A 15,231-nucleotide genomic window follows, 5' to 3' on the forward strand; every position below is an offset into this window, starting at 1 on the left:
CCGGACTTACGGAGAAAATCGAGATGACGAAGTTCCGTGAGCTGTGCGGGACGCTGGCCTTGCTCGCGCTGCTGTTTGCGCCGGGGCAGTTGCCGGCGGCCGACTCCACCTTCGAACTGCGCAACGCCATCGCCGCCCAGCGCGCGCTGCCGCGCGCACCGCAACTGCCGCGCACCGCCTTCCTCGAAAGCCGCGGCCTGGCCGCGGTGCAGCTGTCGCCGGGCGGCGACCACGTGGCCTACCTGCGCGAGCAGGGGGAGTCGCGCAGCCTGTTCCTGCTGCCCGTCGCGGGCGGCAAGCCGCGGGTGCTGGTCGCCAGTACCCAGGCCGAACAACTGTTCTGGTCGCGCGACGGCCGCTGGCTGTTCCTGCGCGGATCGAAGTCGCTCGCCAGCGTGTCGGCGGACGGCCGTGCCGGCGTGCGCGTGCCGGTGGGCGGCGCGGATCGCCGGCAGGCGATGAAGGTCGACCCGTCGCAGCCGGCCGCGGTGCTGCTGCGCGAGCGCGTGTCGATCGGCAAGCGCGAACGCTGGCGGGTCGTTCGCATGGACGTGCACGGCAAGCGCTCGCTGCTGCGGGAGGACCCGCGCTGGGTCCACGATGTCGCGCTGGATGCACGTGGCCGGATCGTCGCGCTGGCGCGTTTCGAGGGCGACCACGATGCCCTGCATCGCGTGCTGCCGGATGGGTCGCTGCGCGAAGTGCTGCGCCTCGCGCCGATGGAACGGCTGAACCTGCTCGCCGCGATGCCCGATGGCAGCCTGCTGATGGAAGGCAACCCGGGCAGCGGGGTGCCCGCCGACAACTTCCGGCGCCTACTGCGGCTGACCGCCGACGACAAGTTGCAGACGCTGCACGAAGACCCGCGCCTTGAGGCCGACCTCGACGAGGTCGTGCTGGACCCGCGCACCTCGATGCCGTTGGTCGCAAGCTATCGCAGCACGGCCGCGGCGACCTACGGTATCGGCGACGCGCAGGCGCTGGTGGCTGGCATTGCCAAGCAATTCCCCGGCCGCGATATCGCCGTGCAGCCCGGCAGCGGGCCGGGCGCGCAATGGCTGGTATCCGAACGCGCGGCGACCCTGCGCGATCCGCGTTGGCACCTGTTCGATCCGCGCACCGGCAAGCATCGCCGCATCCTCGACCAGGCCACGATCACCGCGCATTCGCCGCGGGAGTCGCAGCTCGCGCGCAAGCTCGCGGTGTCCTACCTCGCCTCCGACGGCCTGCGCGTGCACGGCTTCGTGCTGCTGCCGCCCGGCGTGGACCCGGCGCGCGCACCGCTGATCGCGCAGGTGCACGGCGGGCCGATCAACCACTTCCGCCCCGGCTTCGACGGCGTGGCGCAGTTCCTCGCCAACCGCGGCTACGTGGTGTTCCAGTCGAACTTCCGCGGCTCCACCGGCCACGGCCGCGCCTACACGTTTGCGCCCAACGGCGATTACGGCAACGGTCGCGTGCAGCGCGACATCGTCGAGGGCGTCCGCTGGCTGCTGGCCCGCGGCATCGGCGATGGCGATCGCGTGGGCATCGTCGGCCATTCGTTCGGCGGCTATTCCGCGCTGCTGGGCGTGACTTTCCAGCCGGAGTTGTTCAAGGTCGGCGTGGCCGGCGCGCCGCCGACGGACCTCGGCTGGTCGATGCGCTGGCTGGTCGATGCCGGCGAGCAGGGCGACCTGCCGGATCGTTCGCTGCGCCACACCCTGCGGGCGCTGTCGCTGGACGCCACCGATCCGGCGGTCTTCGCCCGCCTGCACGCGCAATCACCGCTGGCGAATGCCGCAAGGATGCGTCGGCCGCTGCTGGTGATGGCTGGCGGCGCCGACCGCACCGTGGCGATCCGCGAAGTGACGAACTACGTGGCGACGCTGAAAGCATCGGGGTGGCCCGTCACTCTGCTGGTGGAGCCCGGCGGTGGCCATTCGCCGCTCGAACCGATCCCGCGCGAGGCGTATCTGTTCGCGATGGAAACGATGCTGCAGCGCCACCTCGGCGGGCCGGTGCCTGAGCCCGCGGGCCCGCAGTTGCGGGCCTACCTGCGCGAGAACCTGCGCGCGGCGGGGCCGGAATTCCGCGCGCTGGCAAAAAAACCGACGCGCTGAGCGCCGGTGCTGCCGATCGCGGGGATCAGGCGAGCGGCGAGCGCAGCACCGGCTGATCCCAGCCGGCGCGCGGTGCGAAGCGTTCGCCGTACTTCGCCTGCAGCGCCTGCAGCCGCGCCAGCAGCGCGTCGGCGCCGACGGCGCGGATGTGCTGGATCGGGCCGCCGCGGAACGGCGCGAAGCCGGTGCCGAAGATCACCCCGGCGTCCAGCAGATCGGCATCGCTGACCACGCCCTCGTGCAGGCAGGCCACCGCCTCGTTGAGCAGCGGCAGGATCAGGCGGTCTTCCAGATCGTCGGGCGCCACGAAGCCGGCCGGGAGTTCGGGTTTGACCGCCCTGCCGTTTTCCCACTTGTAGAGGCCCTGGCCATCCTTCTTGCCGCGCTTGCCGGCCTCGACCGTGGCCAGCGCCGCCGGCACGTCCAGACCGAGGAAGGGCGCCAGCTCGCGGCCGACGCTGGCGGCCACGTCCAGGCCCACGGTGTCGAGCAACTCGATCGGCCCCATCGGCATGCCGAAACGGGTGGCCGCCTTGTCTATGGCCGGGCCGGGGATGCCCTCTGCGTAGGCGGTTGCGGCCTCGAGCATGTACGGGAACAGCACCCGGTTGACCAGGAAGCCGGGGGTGCCGGCCACGGGCACCGGGAACTTGCCCAGCGCCTTGCAGAACGCGGCCAGCCGGCGTTCGGTCTCGGCGGCCATGCCGTCGTGGCGGATGATTTCCACCAGCGGCATCTGCGCCACCGGGTTGAAGTAGTGCAGGCCGGCGAACTGCGCCGGGCGCGCGATGTGCGGGCGCAGCTCGTCCAGCGGGATCGACGAGGTATTGGTGGTCAGCAGCGCGTCCGCCTTCATCCGCGGTTCGACCGCCTGGTACAGGTCGCGTTTGGCGTCGGGGTTTTCGATGATGGCTTCGATGACCAGATCGGCATCGTTGACGCCCGCGCCGTCGAGATCCGACCTCAGCCGCGCCGCCACCGCCGGGCGCTTGCTCTCGTCCTTCACCTTCTTCTCGAACAGCGCCTGCGCGCGTTGCAGCGCGCCGTCGATGAAGCGCTGCTCGCGGTCCTGCAGCGTCACCTCGAAGCCCTTGTAGGCGGCGAACGCGGCGATGTCGCCGCCCATCACGCCGGCGCCGATCACGTGCACGCGGGCGATGCCGGATTCGCCCTTGCCCAGTGCCTTCAGCCGCTCGGTGAGGAAGAAGATGCGGATCAGGTTGCGCGCGGTACTGCTGCCGGCGAGCTTGACCACTGCGCGGCGCTCGGCGTCCAGGCGTGTGCGGATGCCGGCGCCGCCGCTGCGCTCCCACGTCGAGATCAGCGCGTAGGGCGCCGGATAGAACGCCTTCGGTGCCTTGCGCGCGACCTGCTTGGCCATCTGCGGCGCCAGCAGCTTGCGCGCGGGCAAGGTGTTGGTCAGCCAGCCCAGTGCGCGCTGCTTGAACGGACGCACGCTGCCCTTGAGCGCCAGCGCCGCGGCGGCGTCGATCAGCTGCGCCGGTTCCACCACCTTGTCCACAAGACCAATGGCGCGCGCGGCCTTCGCGCTCAGCGCGCGACCGGTCAGCATCATGTCCATCGCCGCCGGCGCGCCGACCAGCCGCGGCAGCCGCGCGCTGCCGCCCCAGCCGGGGAAGATGCCCAGCTGCACTTCCGGCAGGCCGATGCGGGTGGAGGCGTCGCTGCTGGCCACGCGGTAGCGGCAGGCCAGCGAAATCTCGGTGCCGCCGCCCATGCAGAAACCATGGATGGCCGCGACCGTGGGGCAGGGCAGGCTGGCCAGAGTCTGGAACACATCCTGGCCGCGGCGGATGGCATCGTTGACGGTGCCGCGACGGTCGAATTCCTGGAACTCTTTCAGGTCGGCACCGGCGATGAAGCCGCTGCTCTTGCCGGAGGCGATCACCAGCGCCTTCGGCGGTTCGATGGCGATGCGCGCCAGCGCCTCGCCCAGCTCGATCAGCGCATCCTGCGAGAATGCGTTGACCGGCGCGTCGGCGCGGTCGAAGCAGAGCACCAGCACGCCGTCGTCGCGGCGCTGCGGCTGCCAGTGACGAAGGCGGAGTCCGTCGAAACCGTTGGCGGAGGAATCAGCCATGCGCATGCCATCCGTATCAGCAGGGAAGCGGCTATCGTAGCCCGCGAAAACTTGAATACTTGTCTAAACGCCATCAACTAGGCGGCATGGGTCGCGGAACTTTGCCGGCACATCGCTGTCATAACGCCCGGAGGCGACCGGGCCCAAACACGAGGCTGCGGCGCAAATGACGGAGGATCGGGTGTCGCAAGCCCTCGACCAGGACCTGGTGGCCCGCGTGCAACGCGGCGATGCCGCCGCTTTCGACCTGCTGGTGCGCAAGTACCAGCACCGCGTGGCCGCGGTGATCTCGCGCTACGTGCACGACTGGGCGGAAGTGCAGGACGTGGCGCAGGACACCTTCATCCGCGCGTACCGGGCCATCGGCGGGTTCCGCGGCGAGGCCCAGTTTCCCACCTGGCTGCACCGGATTGCGGTGAACACCGCCAAGAACCACCTGGCTTCGCACGGGCGCCGCCCGCCGGGCGAGGACATCGAAATCGAGGATGCCGAGCAGTTCGAGTCCGGCCTGCGCCTGCGCGACAACGACACCCCCGAGCGCGAGTTGATGCGCCACCAGCTGGAACAAACCGTGCTGGCTGCGGTCGAAGCATTGCCGCAGGACCTGCGCGATGCCATCACCTTCCGCGAGGTGGAAGGCATGAGCTACGAGGAAATCGCCGAACGCATGGGCTGCCCGATCGGCACGGTGCGTTCGCGCATCTTCCGCGCCCGCGAGGCCATCGATGCCCGCATGCGCCCCCTGCTGGACCACGATGAACTTCCGAAGCGTACCCACGCCTCATGACGCCCATGAATACCGATACCGACCGCCATTGCATCGACCTCACCCAGCTCAGCAGCCGCGAACAGCTGTCCGCGCTGATGGACGGCGCGCTGCCGGAGGACCAGACCCGCTTCCTGCTGCGCCGGCTGCAGCACGATGACGAGCTGGCCGGGAGCTGGGATCGCTGGCGCATTGCCAGCGACGTGATGCGCGGGATGGCGCCGGCCCGGCGCCTGCCGGCCGATTTCGCCTCGCGTGTTTCCGCGGCGCTGCATGGCGGCGAAGTGGTGGCGGCCCCGGCTGCCACAACCTCGCGGCCGGCATGGCTGCGGCGCGGCGCCGGCATCGGCGCCCTTGCGGCCGCGCTGGCGGTGGTGGTGCTGATGGGGCGGCCTGCGCTGGATAACGATGCGTCGCCCGCTGCACCGGCGCAGGTGGCCGTGACGACTCCGGCCGCGCCGGTGCATGGGCAGCCCGCACCGTCGCAGCCTGCGCCGCAGTTGCCGACGGTCCCGGCCGGCGGGTCGGACATGCTGGCTGCTGCTTCGATGGCGGCCGCTGCCACCGCGTCCGTCAAGCCGGCGCGGCGCAGCAGGCCGGCTGCCGCTGTCGCGGCCACCGCGACCGCAGACGAGGCCAACGCGCAGATCGCCGCGGTCACTCCGGCGACGCCCGCTGTCGCCGCCCCGGAATTCCGTGGCCTGCCCGAGGCCGAAATCGTCACCCGTCCGTGGCCACGTTCGATCCTGCCGCAGTACGCCGGCAGCGGCGGCCTTGCGGTGGGCTTCGGCGACCACCCGCGGCGTGCCGACAATCCGTTCGCCCCGCCGGTCTTCGGCGCGCCGCCGAAGCTGCTTTCCGACGAGGCGGCCTCCACGCAAGCGGCCGCCGGCGCCGATGCGCAGGGCCAGCAGCAGCCCTGACCGTGCAGCCCCGTGGCGCGCCCGGCGCCACACCTTCCCTGTTTCCGATCCACGCGAAGAGGAATCCCTTGCCATGCCCGCGATCAAGCTCGCTTCCCTGCGTCCCCTGCTGTTGACCACCGCGCTGGCGGTGGCCGGCGTGGGTGCCTGCAGCGGCCAGAACGCCGCCAATGCACAGACCCCGCTGGCGACGCAGCCGTCCACGCCTGCGCCGGAGCTGGTGGCCGGCCTGCCCGATTTCACCCGGCTGGTGGATCAGGTTGGCCCGGCGGTGGTCAGCGTGCAGGCGGAACTCGGCGGCCGCTCGCAGGCCATGGCGCAGGCGCGAGGGATGCCGCAGATGCCGGAAGACGGGGGTGAGGGCGATGAACAGATCCCCGAGTTCTTCCGCCGCTTCTTCGGCCCCGGCATGACCCCCATGCCGGGGATGCCGGGCATGCCGGACGCGCGCCCGCGCGGCACTTCGCTGGGCACCGGCTTCATCATTTCGGCTGACGGCTACCTGCTCACCAACCATCACGTGGTCGATGGCGCCGACACCGTGCGCATCAAGCTGTCCGACCGTCGCGAGTTCACCGCCAAGGTGGTGGGCAGTGACCCGCAGTCGGACGTGGCGCTGCTGAAGATCGACGCCAAGGGTCTGCCGGTTATGCGCATCGGCAATTCCGACGCGCTCAAGCCCGGCCAGTGGGTGGTGGCGATCGGCTCGCCGTTTGGCCTCGACCATTCGGTCACCGCCGGCATCGTCAGCGCGGTCGGCCGCGCCAACCCCGGCGCCGACCAGCGCTACGTGCCGTTCATCCAGACCGACGTGGCGATCAATCGCGGCAACTCCGGCGGCCCGCTGCTGGACACCCGCGGCCAGGTGGTCGGCATCAACTCGCAGATCTTCAGCAACTCCGGCGGCTACATGGGGGTGAGCTTCGCCATTCCGATCGACGTGGCGATGAACGCGGTGCAGCAGCTCAAGGCGACCGGCAAGGTCACCCGCGGCCAGCTGGGTGTGCAGATCCAGGGCATGGATCGCGATGCCGCCAGCGCGCTGGGCCTGGCCGATGCCAACGGCGCGCTGGTGGCGACCATCGAGCCGGGCAGCGCCGCGGAACGCGCCGGCCTGCAGCGGCAGGACGTGATCCGCAGCGTCAACGGCCAGCGCGTGTACGAATCCAGCGATCTGCCGCCGATCATCGGCGCGATGGCACCGGGCAGCAGGGTCACCCTGGAAGTCATTCGCGACGGCAAGCCGCGCACCCTGACCGCAACCCTGGGCGCGCTCGACGAAAGCGTTGCAGCGGCCGGCGGCGAAGCGGGCAGTGGCCAGAAGCCGGCGGCGCCCGCGCAGGCCAACCCGCTGGGCATCATCGGCCAGGAACTGACCGCCCAGCAGCGCAGCGGCATGGGGCTGCAGCCAAAGGAGGGCGTGCTGATCGCCCGCGTCGAAGGGCAGGCCGCACGCGAAGCGGGCCTGCAGCGCGGCGACGTGGTGCTGGCGGTGGGTCGCCATGATGTCGGCAGCGTCGATGCCCTCGACGCCCAGTTGCGCGCGGTCGGCGCCAACAAGCCGGTGATGCTGCTGGTGCGGCGCGGCGGCGGCACCCGCTACGTCACGGTGACCCCGGTCGAGCGCTGAGGGCATGGTGCAAGCCTGCGCCCGGTCGTGAGCGCGGCCGGGCGCGGCGCCGGCAGGCCGTCAGGGCTGCATTCGGGCCTGTGCGATAATGCACGGCTGTCTTTCCCACAGGCCGCGATCCCGCGGCCGTTGCCGCACTCAGCCGACGCCCCCCAATGCAGCACGATTCGATGCGGTTCATCCGCAACTTCTCCATCATCGCCCACGTCGATCACGGCAAGTCGACTCTGGCCGACCGCATCATCCAGCTGTGCGGCGGCCTGACCGCGCGCGAGATGGAAGCGCAGGTGCTCGACAACAACCCGATCGAGCGCGAGCGCGGCATCACCATCAAGGCGCAGTCGGTCTCCTTGCCGTACACCGCGAAGGACGGCAATACCTATTTCCTCAACTTCATCGATACCCCCGGCCACGTCGACTTCAGCTACGAGGTCAGCCGCTCGCTGGCTGCCTGTGAAGGCGCGCTGCTGGTGGTGGATGCGGCGCAGGGCGTGGAGGCGCAGTCGGTGGCGAACTGCTACACCGCGGTGGAGCAGGGCCTGGAAGTGGTGCCGGTGCTGAACAAGATCGACCTGCCCACCGCCGACATCGACAAGGTCAAGGAAGAGATCGAGGCCGTGATCGGCATCGATGCCACCGACGCGGTCGCCATCAGCGCCAAGACGGGCCTGAACGTGGGCGACGTGCTGGAAGCCATCGTCCAGCGCATCCCGCCGCCGCAGCCGCGCGCCACCGACAAGCTGCAGGCGTTGATCATCGATTCCTGGTTCGACAACTACCTCGGCGTGGTCTCGCTGGTGCGGGTGATGCAGGGCGAGATCAAGCCGGGCGACAAGATCCTGGTGATGTCGACCGGGCGCTGGCACCTGGTCGACAAGGTCGGCGTGTTCACCCCCAAGCGCAAGGAGATGCCGGTGCTGCGTGCCGGCGAAGTGGGCTGGATCAATGCCAGCATCAAGGATGTGCACGGCGCACCGGTGGGCGATACGTTGACCCTGCTGGCCGACCCCGCGCCGGAGCCGCTGCCGGGTTTCCAGGAAATGCAGCCGCGCGTGTTCGCCGGCCTGTTCCCGGTCGATGCCGAGGACTACCCGGACCTGCGCGAAGCGCTGGACAAGCTGCGCCTGAACGATGCCGCGCTGCGCTTCGAGCCGGAAAGCTCGGAGGCGATGGGCTTCGGCTTCCGCTGCGGCTTCCTGGGCATGCTGCACATGGAGATCGTGCAGGAGCGGCTGGAGCGGGAGTACGACCTCAACCTGATCAGCACCGCGCCGACCGTGGTCTACGAGGTGCTCAAGACCGACGGCAGCATCGTGTCGATGGACAACCCGGCCAAGCTGCCGCCGATCAACCAGGTGCAGGAGATCCGTGAGCCGATCATCCGCGCCAACATCCTCACCCCCGAGGCCTACATCGGCAACATCATCAAGCTGTGCGAGGAAAAGCGCGGCGTGCAGATCGGCATCACCTACATGGCCAGCCAGGTGCAGATCAGCTACGAGCTGCCGATGGCCGAGGTGGTGCTGGACTTCTTCGACAAGCTGAAGTCGGTGAGCCGCGGTTATGCCTCGCTCGATTACCACTTCCTGCGCTTCGACGCCGGCCCGTTCGTGCGCGTGGATACGCTGATCAACGGCGACCGCGTCGATGCGCTGTCGATCATCGTGCACCGCACGCACGCAGACCGGCGCGGGCGCGAGCTGACCGAGAAGATGAAGGACCTGATCCCGCGGCAGATGTTCGACGTGGCCATCCAGGCCGCGATCGGCGCGCAGGTCATCGCCCGCACCACGGTCAAGGCGCTGCGCAAGAACGTGCTGGCCAAATGCTACGGTGGCGATGCCTCCCGCAAGAAGAAGTTGCTGGAGAAGCAAAAGGAAGGCAAGAAGCGGATGAAGCAGGTTGGCAGCGTGGAGATTCCGCAGGAAGCCTTCCTCGCCGTGCTGCAGATGGACAAGTAGGAGCGCCCCGCGGGGGCGCGACGACACGGCGGCAAATGGAGAACATCGCATGATGGTGTGGTTCGAAACGATCCTGGTCACCCTGACCGCGCTGGCTGGCCTGGTCTGGCTGCTGGACAAGCTGTTCCTGGCCAAGCGCCGCGCCGCCGCGGCCGGCCCGCTGGACGAGGCCAAGGACCCGGTTCTGGTCGATTACGCCAAGGCGTTCTTCCCGGTGCTGGCGCTGGTGCTGGGGCTGCGCAGCTTCGTCGCCGAGCCGTTCCGCATTCCGTCCAGCTCGATGATGCCGACCCTGCTGATCGGCGATTTCATCCTGGTCAACAAGTTCAGCTACGGCCTGCGTTGGCCGATCAGCAACAAGAAGTTCGTCGAGCTTGGCGAGCCGGCGCGCGGTGACGTGGTGGTGTTCCGCCCGCCGCACCATCCGCGCGAGGACTGGATCAAGCGCGTGATCGGGGTGCCGGGCGATGTCATCGGCTACCACGACCACAAGGTCAGCGTGAACGGGCAGGCGCTGCCGTACCGGGTGGAAGGGGTCTACACCGGGGTTGGCCAGGGCGCGGGCGAAACCGGCGATTCCAAGCTGACCGAAGGCATGCCCGGCCGGCCGCATTTCGTGCTGGAAGGCGAATTCAGCGTCGCCGATGGTGACTGGACGGTCCCGGCGGGGCATTATTTCGTCATGGGCGACAACCGCGGCAACAGCGAGGACAGCCGGTTCTGGGGATTCCTGCCGGAAACCAACCTGCGCGGGAAGGCGTTCATGGTGTGGATGAACTTCGACGCCAGCGCGGATCATTGGGTGGACGTTTCCCGTATCGGAACGCGTATTCCTTGATCATGCCTGGCCAGGGGCACGGCCGTTAAACCAAGAGGGGATGCACGAATGAAGCAGAAGCAGCGCGGCATGACCATGCTGGGGTTCCTGATGGTGCTGTGCCTTGGGATTTTCTTCGCCTTTTGCGCGATGAAGATCGTGCCCATGTACATCGAGTTCTATTCGGTGAAGCAGGCGCTCAAGGGTCTGGCGGACGACAAGGAGCTGGCCGGGGCCTCCAAGGAAGAAGTGCGCACGCGCTATCTCAAGCGGCTGGAAATGAGCTACGCCGATCACGTCAAGAAAATGGATGCGATGAAGTTCGAGTCCACCGATGGCGGCCTGAAGATGATCGTGGACTACGAGCGCCGTGAATCACTGATGGCGAACCTCGACGTGGTCGGCAAGTTCCACGCCGAGCAGGTGCTGACGCGTGGCACCAGCGGCGAGTGAGCGCACGCCGCCGGCGTTCGCCGGCCATGTGTTCGCGGACCCCGCGCTGCTGGCGCAGGCGCTGACCCACCGCAGCGCGGGCAGTCCGAACAACGAGCGGTTGGAATTCCTCGGCGACGCGCTGGTCAACCAGTTCGTCGCCGAGGCGCTGTACCGGCATTGGCCGAAGGCCGACGAAGGCGCGCTGACCCGCGCCCGGGCCGAACTGGTGCGCGAATCCGCGCTGGCCGGCATCGCCCGCTGGCTCGACATCGGCCCGCGGCTGGTGATGGGGCCGGGCGAAATGAAGACCGGCGGCCACCGCCGCGACTCCATCCTGGCCGACGCGGTGGAAGCCATCGTCGCCGCGATCTACCTGGATGGCGGTTTCGACGCCTGCCGGGCAGCCGTGCTGCCCTGGTTCGCGCCGCTGATCGCCGCCCTGCCGCCGCCCAACAAGGTCGGCAAGGACGCCAAGACCCGCCTGCAGGAGTGGCTGCAGGGGCGGCAGCAGCCGCTGCCGGTCTACGCGCTGCTGCACGAAGGCGGCGAGGACCATGCGCGGATCTTCAGCGTCAGCTGCAGCCTGGCCAGTCCCGCCCTGCGCACCGAAGGCGAGGGCAGTTCGCGGCGTGCGGCCGAACAGGTTGCCGCGGGCGCGATGCTGGAATTGCTCGAATCCGCCTGACCCCGGCTGGGCGGGCATCGTCGGTCGATCTGCGGGAATCGCAGCGTCAAAGCGGGCCGCGCTCTACAATCCGCGCATGAATCCCACATCACGCAGCGGCGCAGTGGCCGTCATCGGCCGCCCCAACGTCGGCAAATCCACCCTGGTCAACGCGCTGGTCGGCGCCAAGATCAGCATCACCTCGAATCGTCCGCAGACCACGCGGCACCGCCTGCTGGGCATTGCCACCTTCCCCGGCGGCCAGCTGCAGCTGGTGGACACCCCCGGCATCCACGGCGAGCAGGGCAAGCGCTCCGGCAAGGCGATGAACCGGATGATGAACCGCGCCGCCCGCGGCGCGCTGGAAGGCGTGGACGCAGCGCTGCTGGTGATCGAGGCCGGGCGCTGGGACCACGAGGACGGGCTGGCCTTCGACGCCCTGCGCGAAGCCGGCCTGCCGGTGGTGCTGGTGGTCAACCAGGTCGACAAGGAGAAGGACAAGACCGCGCTGCTGCCGTTCATCGCCAAGGTCACGGAAGGGCGCGAATTCGCCGCCGTGCATCCGCTGTCGGCGCTCAAGCGCCGCGGGTTGGAGCCGCTGGTCGCCACCCTGCTGGGGCTGATGCCGGAAGGCGAGCCGGCGTTCGGCGAGGACGAGATCACCGACAAGAGCCAGCGTTTCCTCGCCGGCGAGCTGGTGCGCGAGCAGCTGATGCGCCGCCTCGGCGAGGAACTGCCGTACTCCACCACGGTGGAGGTGGAGCGCTTCGAGGAGGAACCTTCGCCCAAGACCGGCGTGATGTACCGCATCGATGCGGTGATCTGGGTCGAGCGCGAAGGCCAGAAGGCGATCGTCATCGGCAAGGGCGGCGAGCGCCTGCGCGATATCGGCAAGTACGCCCGCGAGCAGATGGAACGCCTGTTCGACGCCAAGGTGTTCCTGCAGACCTGGGTGCGCGTGCGCGAAGGCTGGAGCGACGACGAGGCGGCGCTGCGCGCGCTGGGTTACCACGACTGATCGCGATGGCCGTCCGGCACGAGGAGAGTTGAGCGCATGCGCTACAGCGCCGAGCCCGCCTTCGTCCTGCACGCCCGCCCGTGGCGGGAAACCAGCCTGCTGGTCGAGGTGCTGAGCGCGGAGCACGGCCGCATCGGACTGGTGGCGCGCGGGGTGACCGGACCGAAGAAACATGTGCTGCGGGCAGCGCTGCAGCCGCTGCAGTCGATCCGTTTCGATGCCGTGCAAAAGGGCGAACTGGCCCAACTGGCCGCCGCCGAAGCGGCGGACGCCGCGCCGCTGCTGCAGGGCGATGCCGCGCTGGCGGCGTTCTACGTCAACGAACTGTGCCTGCGGCTGGCGCCACGGCACGTGCCGCAGCCGGAGCTGCACGCGGCTTATGCGCAGGTGCGCGAACGCCTGCGCGCGGGCGAGCCGCTGGCGTGGACATTGCGCCGGTTCGAGCGCGACCTGCTGGAGGCGCTGGGGGTGGGGCCGGCATTCGAGGTGGACGGCGACGGCACCGATATCGATCCGGCGGCGCGCTATCGGTTGGACCCCGAGGAAGGGCCGCGCCGACTGCGCAGCGAGCGTGCCGGCGAACGCCGCGATACCGCGACCGGCCGCGCGCTGCTGGCATTGGCCGCGGACACGCAGCCGGAAGGCGAGGACCTGGCTAGCCTGCGCCTGCCGCTGCGGGCGGTGCTGCTGCACCACCTGGGGGGCCGTGGGCTGAAATCGTGGGAAATGCTGGGCGAACTGGGGCGGTTGGGCGCGCCCAAGGACAAAGGCGCGCCCTGATCGTGCGGGCTCAGCGGTGCAGTTCGCCCGCGGCTTCCGGCTGGTAGCGGATCGACAGCACGTGCAGGCGCGCGCTGCGGCCACCCGGCATCGGCCAGTCGATGCTGTTGCCCGCCCGCAGGCCCAGCAGGGCGCTGCCCACCGGGGCCAGGATCGACACCTTGTCGCTGCTGCCGTCGGCATCACGCGGATACACCAGGGTCAGCTCGTATTCGTGGGCCTGCTGCTGGTCGTCGATCACCTTCACCAGCGCGGTGGAATTCATGGTGATGACGTCGTCGGGCATATCGCCGGGCTCGATCAGCTCGGCGCGCTCCAGCTCCTCGCGCAGCGGCGCGGTGTTGAGGCTGCGGAATTGCGGGCGGTCCAGCAGGTCCTCGATGCGCTCCACGTCCACGCGGGACAGCAGCAGGGTGGGACGTTGGGTGGCGGTGCTCATGTCGACAAAGGCTCCTGCAAAGCAATGCGGGCGGCGCGGCTGGCGCGTCGCCCGCGGATGTTCTGGAATTTGGGGGAACATTAGCCGCGATTCAACGGCCCGGCAACCTTCAGGGGAACAGGAAACCGGCCGTAACCCGCCTGCCTTCGCCGGCCAGCACCGTGTAGGTGCGCGCGGCGGCGGCGTTGGACATGACTTCGATGCCGATCCCGCGCCGCAGGCAGGTGGCCAGCGCGGCGGCGGGCGGGAAGACCTGGGTGGCGCCGGTGCCCAGCAGGACCAGTTCCGGCGCCAGTGCCAGCAGCGGTTCAAGGTCGGCGGCGCCGATTGCGGAGGCGTCGTGCACCGGCCAGTCCTCGACCAGCGCTTGCGGGGCGATGATGAAGCTGGCGGTCAGCCGGCGCTCGTTGACCAGTGCGCCGGTGCCGTCGGCGCCGCGCAGGAAATACTGGTAATCCGGGCGTTCGAGGTTCAGCTGCATCGTGGGTCGCTGGCTGCGATCAGCCGCGGGGCAGGACGATCTGCCGCTTGTCCGTGCTCGGGCGATAGAGCACCGCGGTATGGCCGATCCGCTGCACCAGCGCGGCGTCGGCGCGTTCGGCCAGGGCAACGATCATGGCGTCACGCGCCTCGCGATCCGCGCCAGCCACCTTCACCTTGATCAGCTCGTGGTGTTCCAGCGCCAGTTCCACTTCCGCTACCAGCGCATCGGTGATGCCCTTGCCGCCGACCTGGAGCATCGCCTTGAGGTCGTGCGCCTGGCCGCGCAGGAAGCGGATCTGGGCGTTGGTCAAGGCAATCGGCATGCGGCACGCGGCGGAATAAAAGAAGGGTGCGCAGGGTATCATGCGGACGATGGGGGCCGCCCGCAGGTGGCTCCATTCCCCCACGACCCTCCCGGCCCCGGGAGGGGGACGAGACGCATGGCGACCCGCAGCAAATCCAGCCAGCGCTGGCTCAAGGAACACTTCTCCGACCCTTACGTGAAGAAGGCGCAGGCCGAGGGCATGCGCTCGCGCGCGGCCTACAAGCTCGAGGAGCTGGTGGAGCGCGATCGCCTGCTCAAGCCGGGCATGGTGGTGGTGGATCTGGGTGCGGCGCCCGGCGGCTGGTCGCAATGGGTGCGCCAGGAGCTGGATCGGCTCGACGCGAACCGGCCCGGGCGGGTCATCGCCAGCGACATCCTGGAAATGCCCTCGCTGGCCGGGGTGGAGTTCCTTCATGGCGATTTCAGGGAAGATGCGGTTCTATCGCAATTGCTGGAAATGCTGAACGGGGAACAGGTCGACCTTGTCTTGTCCGACATGGCCCCCAATAAGAGCGGTATGACGGCGGTGGACCAGCCGCGCGCGATGCACTTGGCGGAACTGGCCATGGACTTCGCCGATGGCCAGCTCCGCAACGGCGGTACGTTCCTGATCAAGCTGTTCCAGGGAACGGGTTTCGACGATTACGTGCGGGAGCTGCGGCGGCGCTATGCCAAGGTGGCGATCCGCAAGCCGGCGGCTTCGCGCAACCGCTCGCCGGAGGTATACGCACTGGCCACCGGCAAGCTGGCACAGATCAAGTGATGTTCCACAACGAAGTGAAGCGGA

15 protein-coding genes are annotated in these 15,231 nt (G+C 69.2%); 11 read left to right on the forward strand and 4 right to left on the reverse strand.

Going from position 1 to position 15,231, the window contains the following annotated elements; genetic code table 11:
- Nucleotides 1-23 precede the first annotated feature (23 nt).
- Nucleotides 24-2,102, forward strand: coding sequence for a S9 family peptidase (locus tag G582_RS17050; protein WP_028838453.1), 2,079 nt, complete (start codon nucleotides 24-26; stop codon nucleotides 2,100-2,102).
- Between the two features lie 25 nt (nucleotides 2,103-2,127).
- On the opposite strand, the gene G582_RS0102315 is transcribed toward G582_RS17050, so the two are convergent.
- Nucleotides 2,128-4,203, reverse strand: coding sequence for a 3-hydroxyacyl-CoA dehydrogenase NAD-binding domain-containing protein (locus tag G582_RS0102315; RefSeq protein ID WP_028838454.1), 2,076 nt, complete (start codon nucleotides 4,201-4,203; stop codon nucleotides 2,128-2,130).
- A 181-nt stretch (nucleotides 4,204-4,384) separates the two neighbouring features.
- Between G582_RS0102315 and rpoE the strand changes: the two genes are divergently transcribed.
- From rpoE to recO, 9 genes are all read left to right on the forward strand, one after another.
- Nucleotides 4,385-4,990: an RNA polymerase sigma factor RpoE gene (gene rpoE / locus G582_RS0102320; protein ID WP_248642641.1), complete on the forward strand. Its 606-nt coding sequence runs from the start codon at nucleotides 4,385-4,387 to the stop codon at nucleotides 4,988-4,990.
- 5 nt (nucleotides 4,991-4,995) lie between these two features.
- Nucleotides 4,996-5,892: a sigma-E factor negative regulatory protein gene (locus tag G582_RS15115; protein ID WP_051246486.1), complete on the forward strand. Its 897-nt coding sequence runs from the start codon at nucleotides 4,996-4,998 to the stop codon at nucleotides 5,890-5,892.
- 73 nt (nucleotides 5,893-5,965) lie between these two features.
- The gene (locus tag G582_RS0102330) at nucleotides 5,966-7,522 is read left to right on the forward strand and encodes a DegQ family serine endoprotease (RefSeq protein WP_083960909.1); all 1,557 of its coding nucleotides are present in this window, start codon (nucleotides 5,966-5,968) and stop codon (nucleotides 7,520-7,522) included.
- Between the two features lie 170 nt (nucleotides 7,523-7,692).
- Nucleotides 7,693-9,483 carry a translation elongation factor 4 gene (gene lepA, locus G582_RS0102335; RefSeq protein ID WP_028838457.1) on the forward strand — a complete coding sequence of 597 codons (1,791 nt, stop codon included), beginning with the start codon at nucleotides 7,693-7,695 and terminating at the stop codon, nucleotides 9,481-9,483.
- 52 nt (nucleotides 9,484-9,535) lie between these two features.
- A complete protein-coding gene (lepB, locus tag G582_RS0102340) occupies nucleotides 9,536-10,321 on the forward strand; it encodes a signal peptidase I (protein WP_028838458.1) in 786 nt (261 codons plus the stop codon).
- A 48-nt stretch (nucleotides 10,322-10,369) separates the two neighbouring features.
- Nucleotides 10,370-10,753 (forward strand): DUF4845 domain-containing protein, encoded by a 384-nt coding sequence (locus G582_RS0102345; protein ID WP_028838459.1) that lies wholly within the window; start codon nucleotides 10,370-10,372, stop codon nucleotides 10,751-10,753.
- Nucleotides 10,734-11,420: a ribonuclease III gene (gene rnc, locus G582_RS0102350; protein ID WP_028838460.1), complete on the forward strand. Its 687-nt coding sequence runs from the start codon at nucleotides 10,734-10,736 to the stop codon at nucleotides 11,418-11,420. The genes G582_RS0102345 and rnc overlap by 20 nt, the downstream gene beginning before the upstream one ends.
- Before the next feature lie 76 nt (nucleotides 11,421-11,496).
- The gene (gene era, locus G582_RS0102355) at nucleotides 11,497-12,417 is read left to right on the forward strand and encodes a GTPase Era (RefSeq protein ID WP_028838461.1); all 921 of its coding nucleotides are present in this window, start codon (nucleotides 11,497-11,499) and stop codon (nucleotides 12,415-12,417) included.
- A gap of 36 nt (nucleotides 12,418-12,453) precedes the next feature.
- The gene (recO, locus tag G582_RS0102360) at nucleotides 12,454-13,197 is read left to right on the forward strand and encodes a DNA repair protein RecO (RefSeq protein ID WP_028838462.1); all 744 of its coding nucleotides are present in this window, start codon (nucleotides 12,454-12,456) and stop codon (nucleotides 13,195-13,197) included.
- A 10-nt stretch (nucleotides 13,198-13,207) separates the two neighbouring features.
- Here the strand turns inward: recO and rnk are convergent, their stop codons facing one another.
- The 3 genes from rnk to yhbY form a co-directional block, all read right to left on the reverse strand.
- A complete protein-coding gene (gene rnk, locus G582_RS0102365; RefSeq protein ID WP_028838463.1) occupies nucleotides 13,208-13,636 on the reverse strand; it encodes a nucleoside diphosphate kinase regulator in 429 nt (142 codons plus the stop codon).
- 109 nt (nucleotides 13,637-13,745) lie between these two features.
- On the reverse strand, nucleotides 13,746-14,117 hold the full coding sequence (locus G582_RS0102370) for an Mth938-like domain-containing protein (RefSeq protein WP_028838464.1): 372 nt from the start codon (nucleotides 14,115-14,117) through the stop codon (nucleotides 13,746-13,748).
- A 19-nt stretch (nucleotides 14,118-14,136) separates the two neighbouring features.
- Nucleotides 14,137-14,442 carry a ribosome assembly RNA-binding protein YhbY gene (gene yhbY, locus G582_RS0102375; protein ID WP_028838465.1) on the reverse strand — a complete coding sequence of 102 codons (306 nt, stop codon included), beginning with the start codon at nucleotides 14,440-14,442 and terminating at the stop codon, nucleotides 14,137-14,139.
- 117 nt (nucleotides 14,443-14,559) lie between these two features.
- On the opposite strand from yhbY, the gene rlmE reads away from it, so the two are divergent.
- Nucleotides 14,560-15,207, forward strand: coding sequence for a 23S rRNA (uridine(2552)-2'-O)-methyltransferase RlmE (gene rlmE / locus G582_RS0102380; RefSeq protein ID WP_028838466.1), 648 nt, complete (start codon nucleotides 14,560-14,562; stop codon nucleotides 15,205-15,207).
- Nucleotides 15,208-15,231: the final 24 nt, after the last annotated feature.

This window comes from Thermomonas fusca DSM 15424 (assembly GCF_000423885.1).
Taxonomy (GTDB): Bacteria; Pseudomonadota; Gammaproteobacteria; order Xanthomonadales; family Xanthomonadaceae; genus Thermomonas; species Thermomonas fusca.

Bases quoted from the DNA above. Each gene is read 5' to 3' on its own strand.
- yhbY (WP_028838465.1), bottom strand. From the start codon at position 14,442: ATGCCGATTGCCTTGACCAACGCCCAGATCCGCTTCCTGCGCGGCCAG.
- rlmE (WP_028838466.1), top strand. From the start codon at position 14,560: ATGGCGACCCGCAGCAAATCCAGCCAGCGCTGGCTCAAGGAACACTTC.
- G582_RS0102345 (WP_028838459.1), top strand. From the start codon at position 10,370: ATGAAGCAGAAGCAGCGCGGCATGACCATGCTGGGGTTCCTGATGGTG.
- G582_RS0102330 (WP_083960909.1), top strand. From the start codon at position 5,966: ATGCCCGCGATCAAGCTCGCTTCCCTGCGTCCCCTGCTGTTGACCACC.
- era (WP_028838461.1), top strand. From the start codon at position 11,497: ATGAATCCCACATCACGCAGCGGCGCAGTGGCCGTCATCGGCCGCCCC.
- lepA (WP_028838457.1), top strand. From the start codon at position 7,693: ATGCGGTTCATCCGCAACTTCTCCATCATCGCCCACGTCGATCACGGC.
- G582_RS15115 (WP_051246486.1), top strand. From the start codon at position 4,996: ATGAATACCGATACCGACCGCCATTGCATCGACCTCACCCAGCTCAGC.
- G582_RS0102315 (WP_028838454.1), bottom strand. From the start codon at position 4,203: ATGGCTGATTCCTCCGCCAACGGTTTCGACGGACTCCGCCTTCGTCAC.
- lepB (WP_028838458.1), top strand. From the start codon at position 9,536: ATGGTGTGGTTCGAAACGATCCTGGTCACCCTGACCGCGCTGGCTGGC.
- G582_RS17050 (WP_028838453.1), top strand. From the start codon at position 24: ATGACGAAGTTCCGTGAGCTGTGCGGGACGCTGGCCTTGCTCGCGCTG.
- G582_RS0102370 (WP_028838464.1), bottom strand. From the start codon at position 14,117: ATGCAGCTGAACCTCGAACGCCCGGATTACCAGTATTTCCTGCGCGGC.
- rnk (WP_028838463.1), bottom strand. From the start codon at position 13,636: ATGAGCACCGCCACCCAACGTCCCACCCTGCTGCTGTCCCGCGTGGAC.
- recO (WP_028838462.1), top strand. From the start codon at position 12,454: ATGCGCTACAGCGCCGAGCCCGCCTTCGTCCTGCACGCCCGCCCGTGG.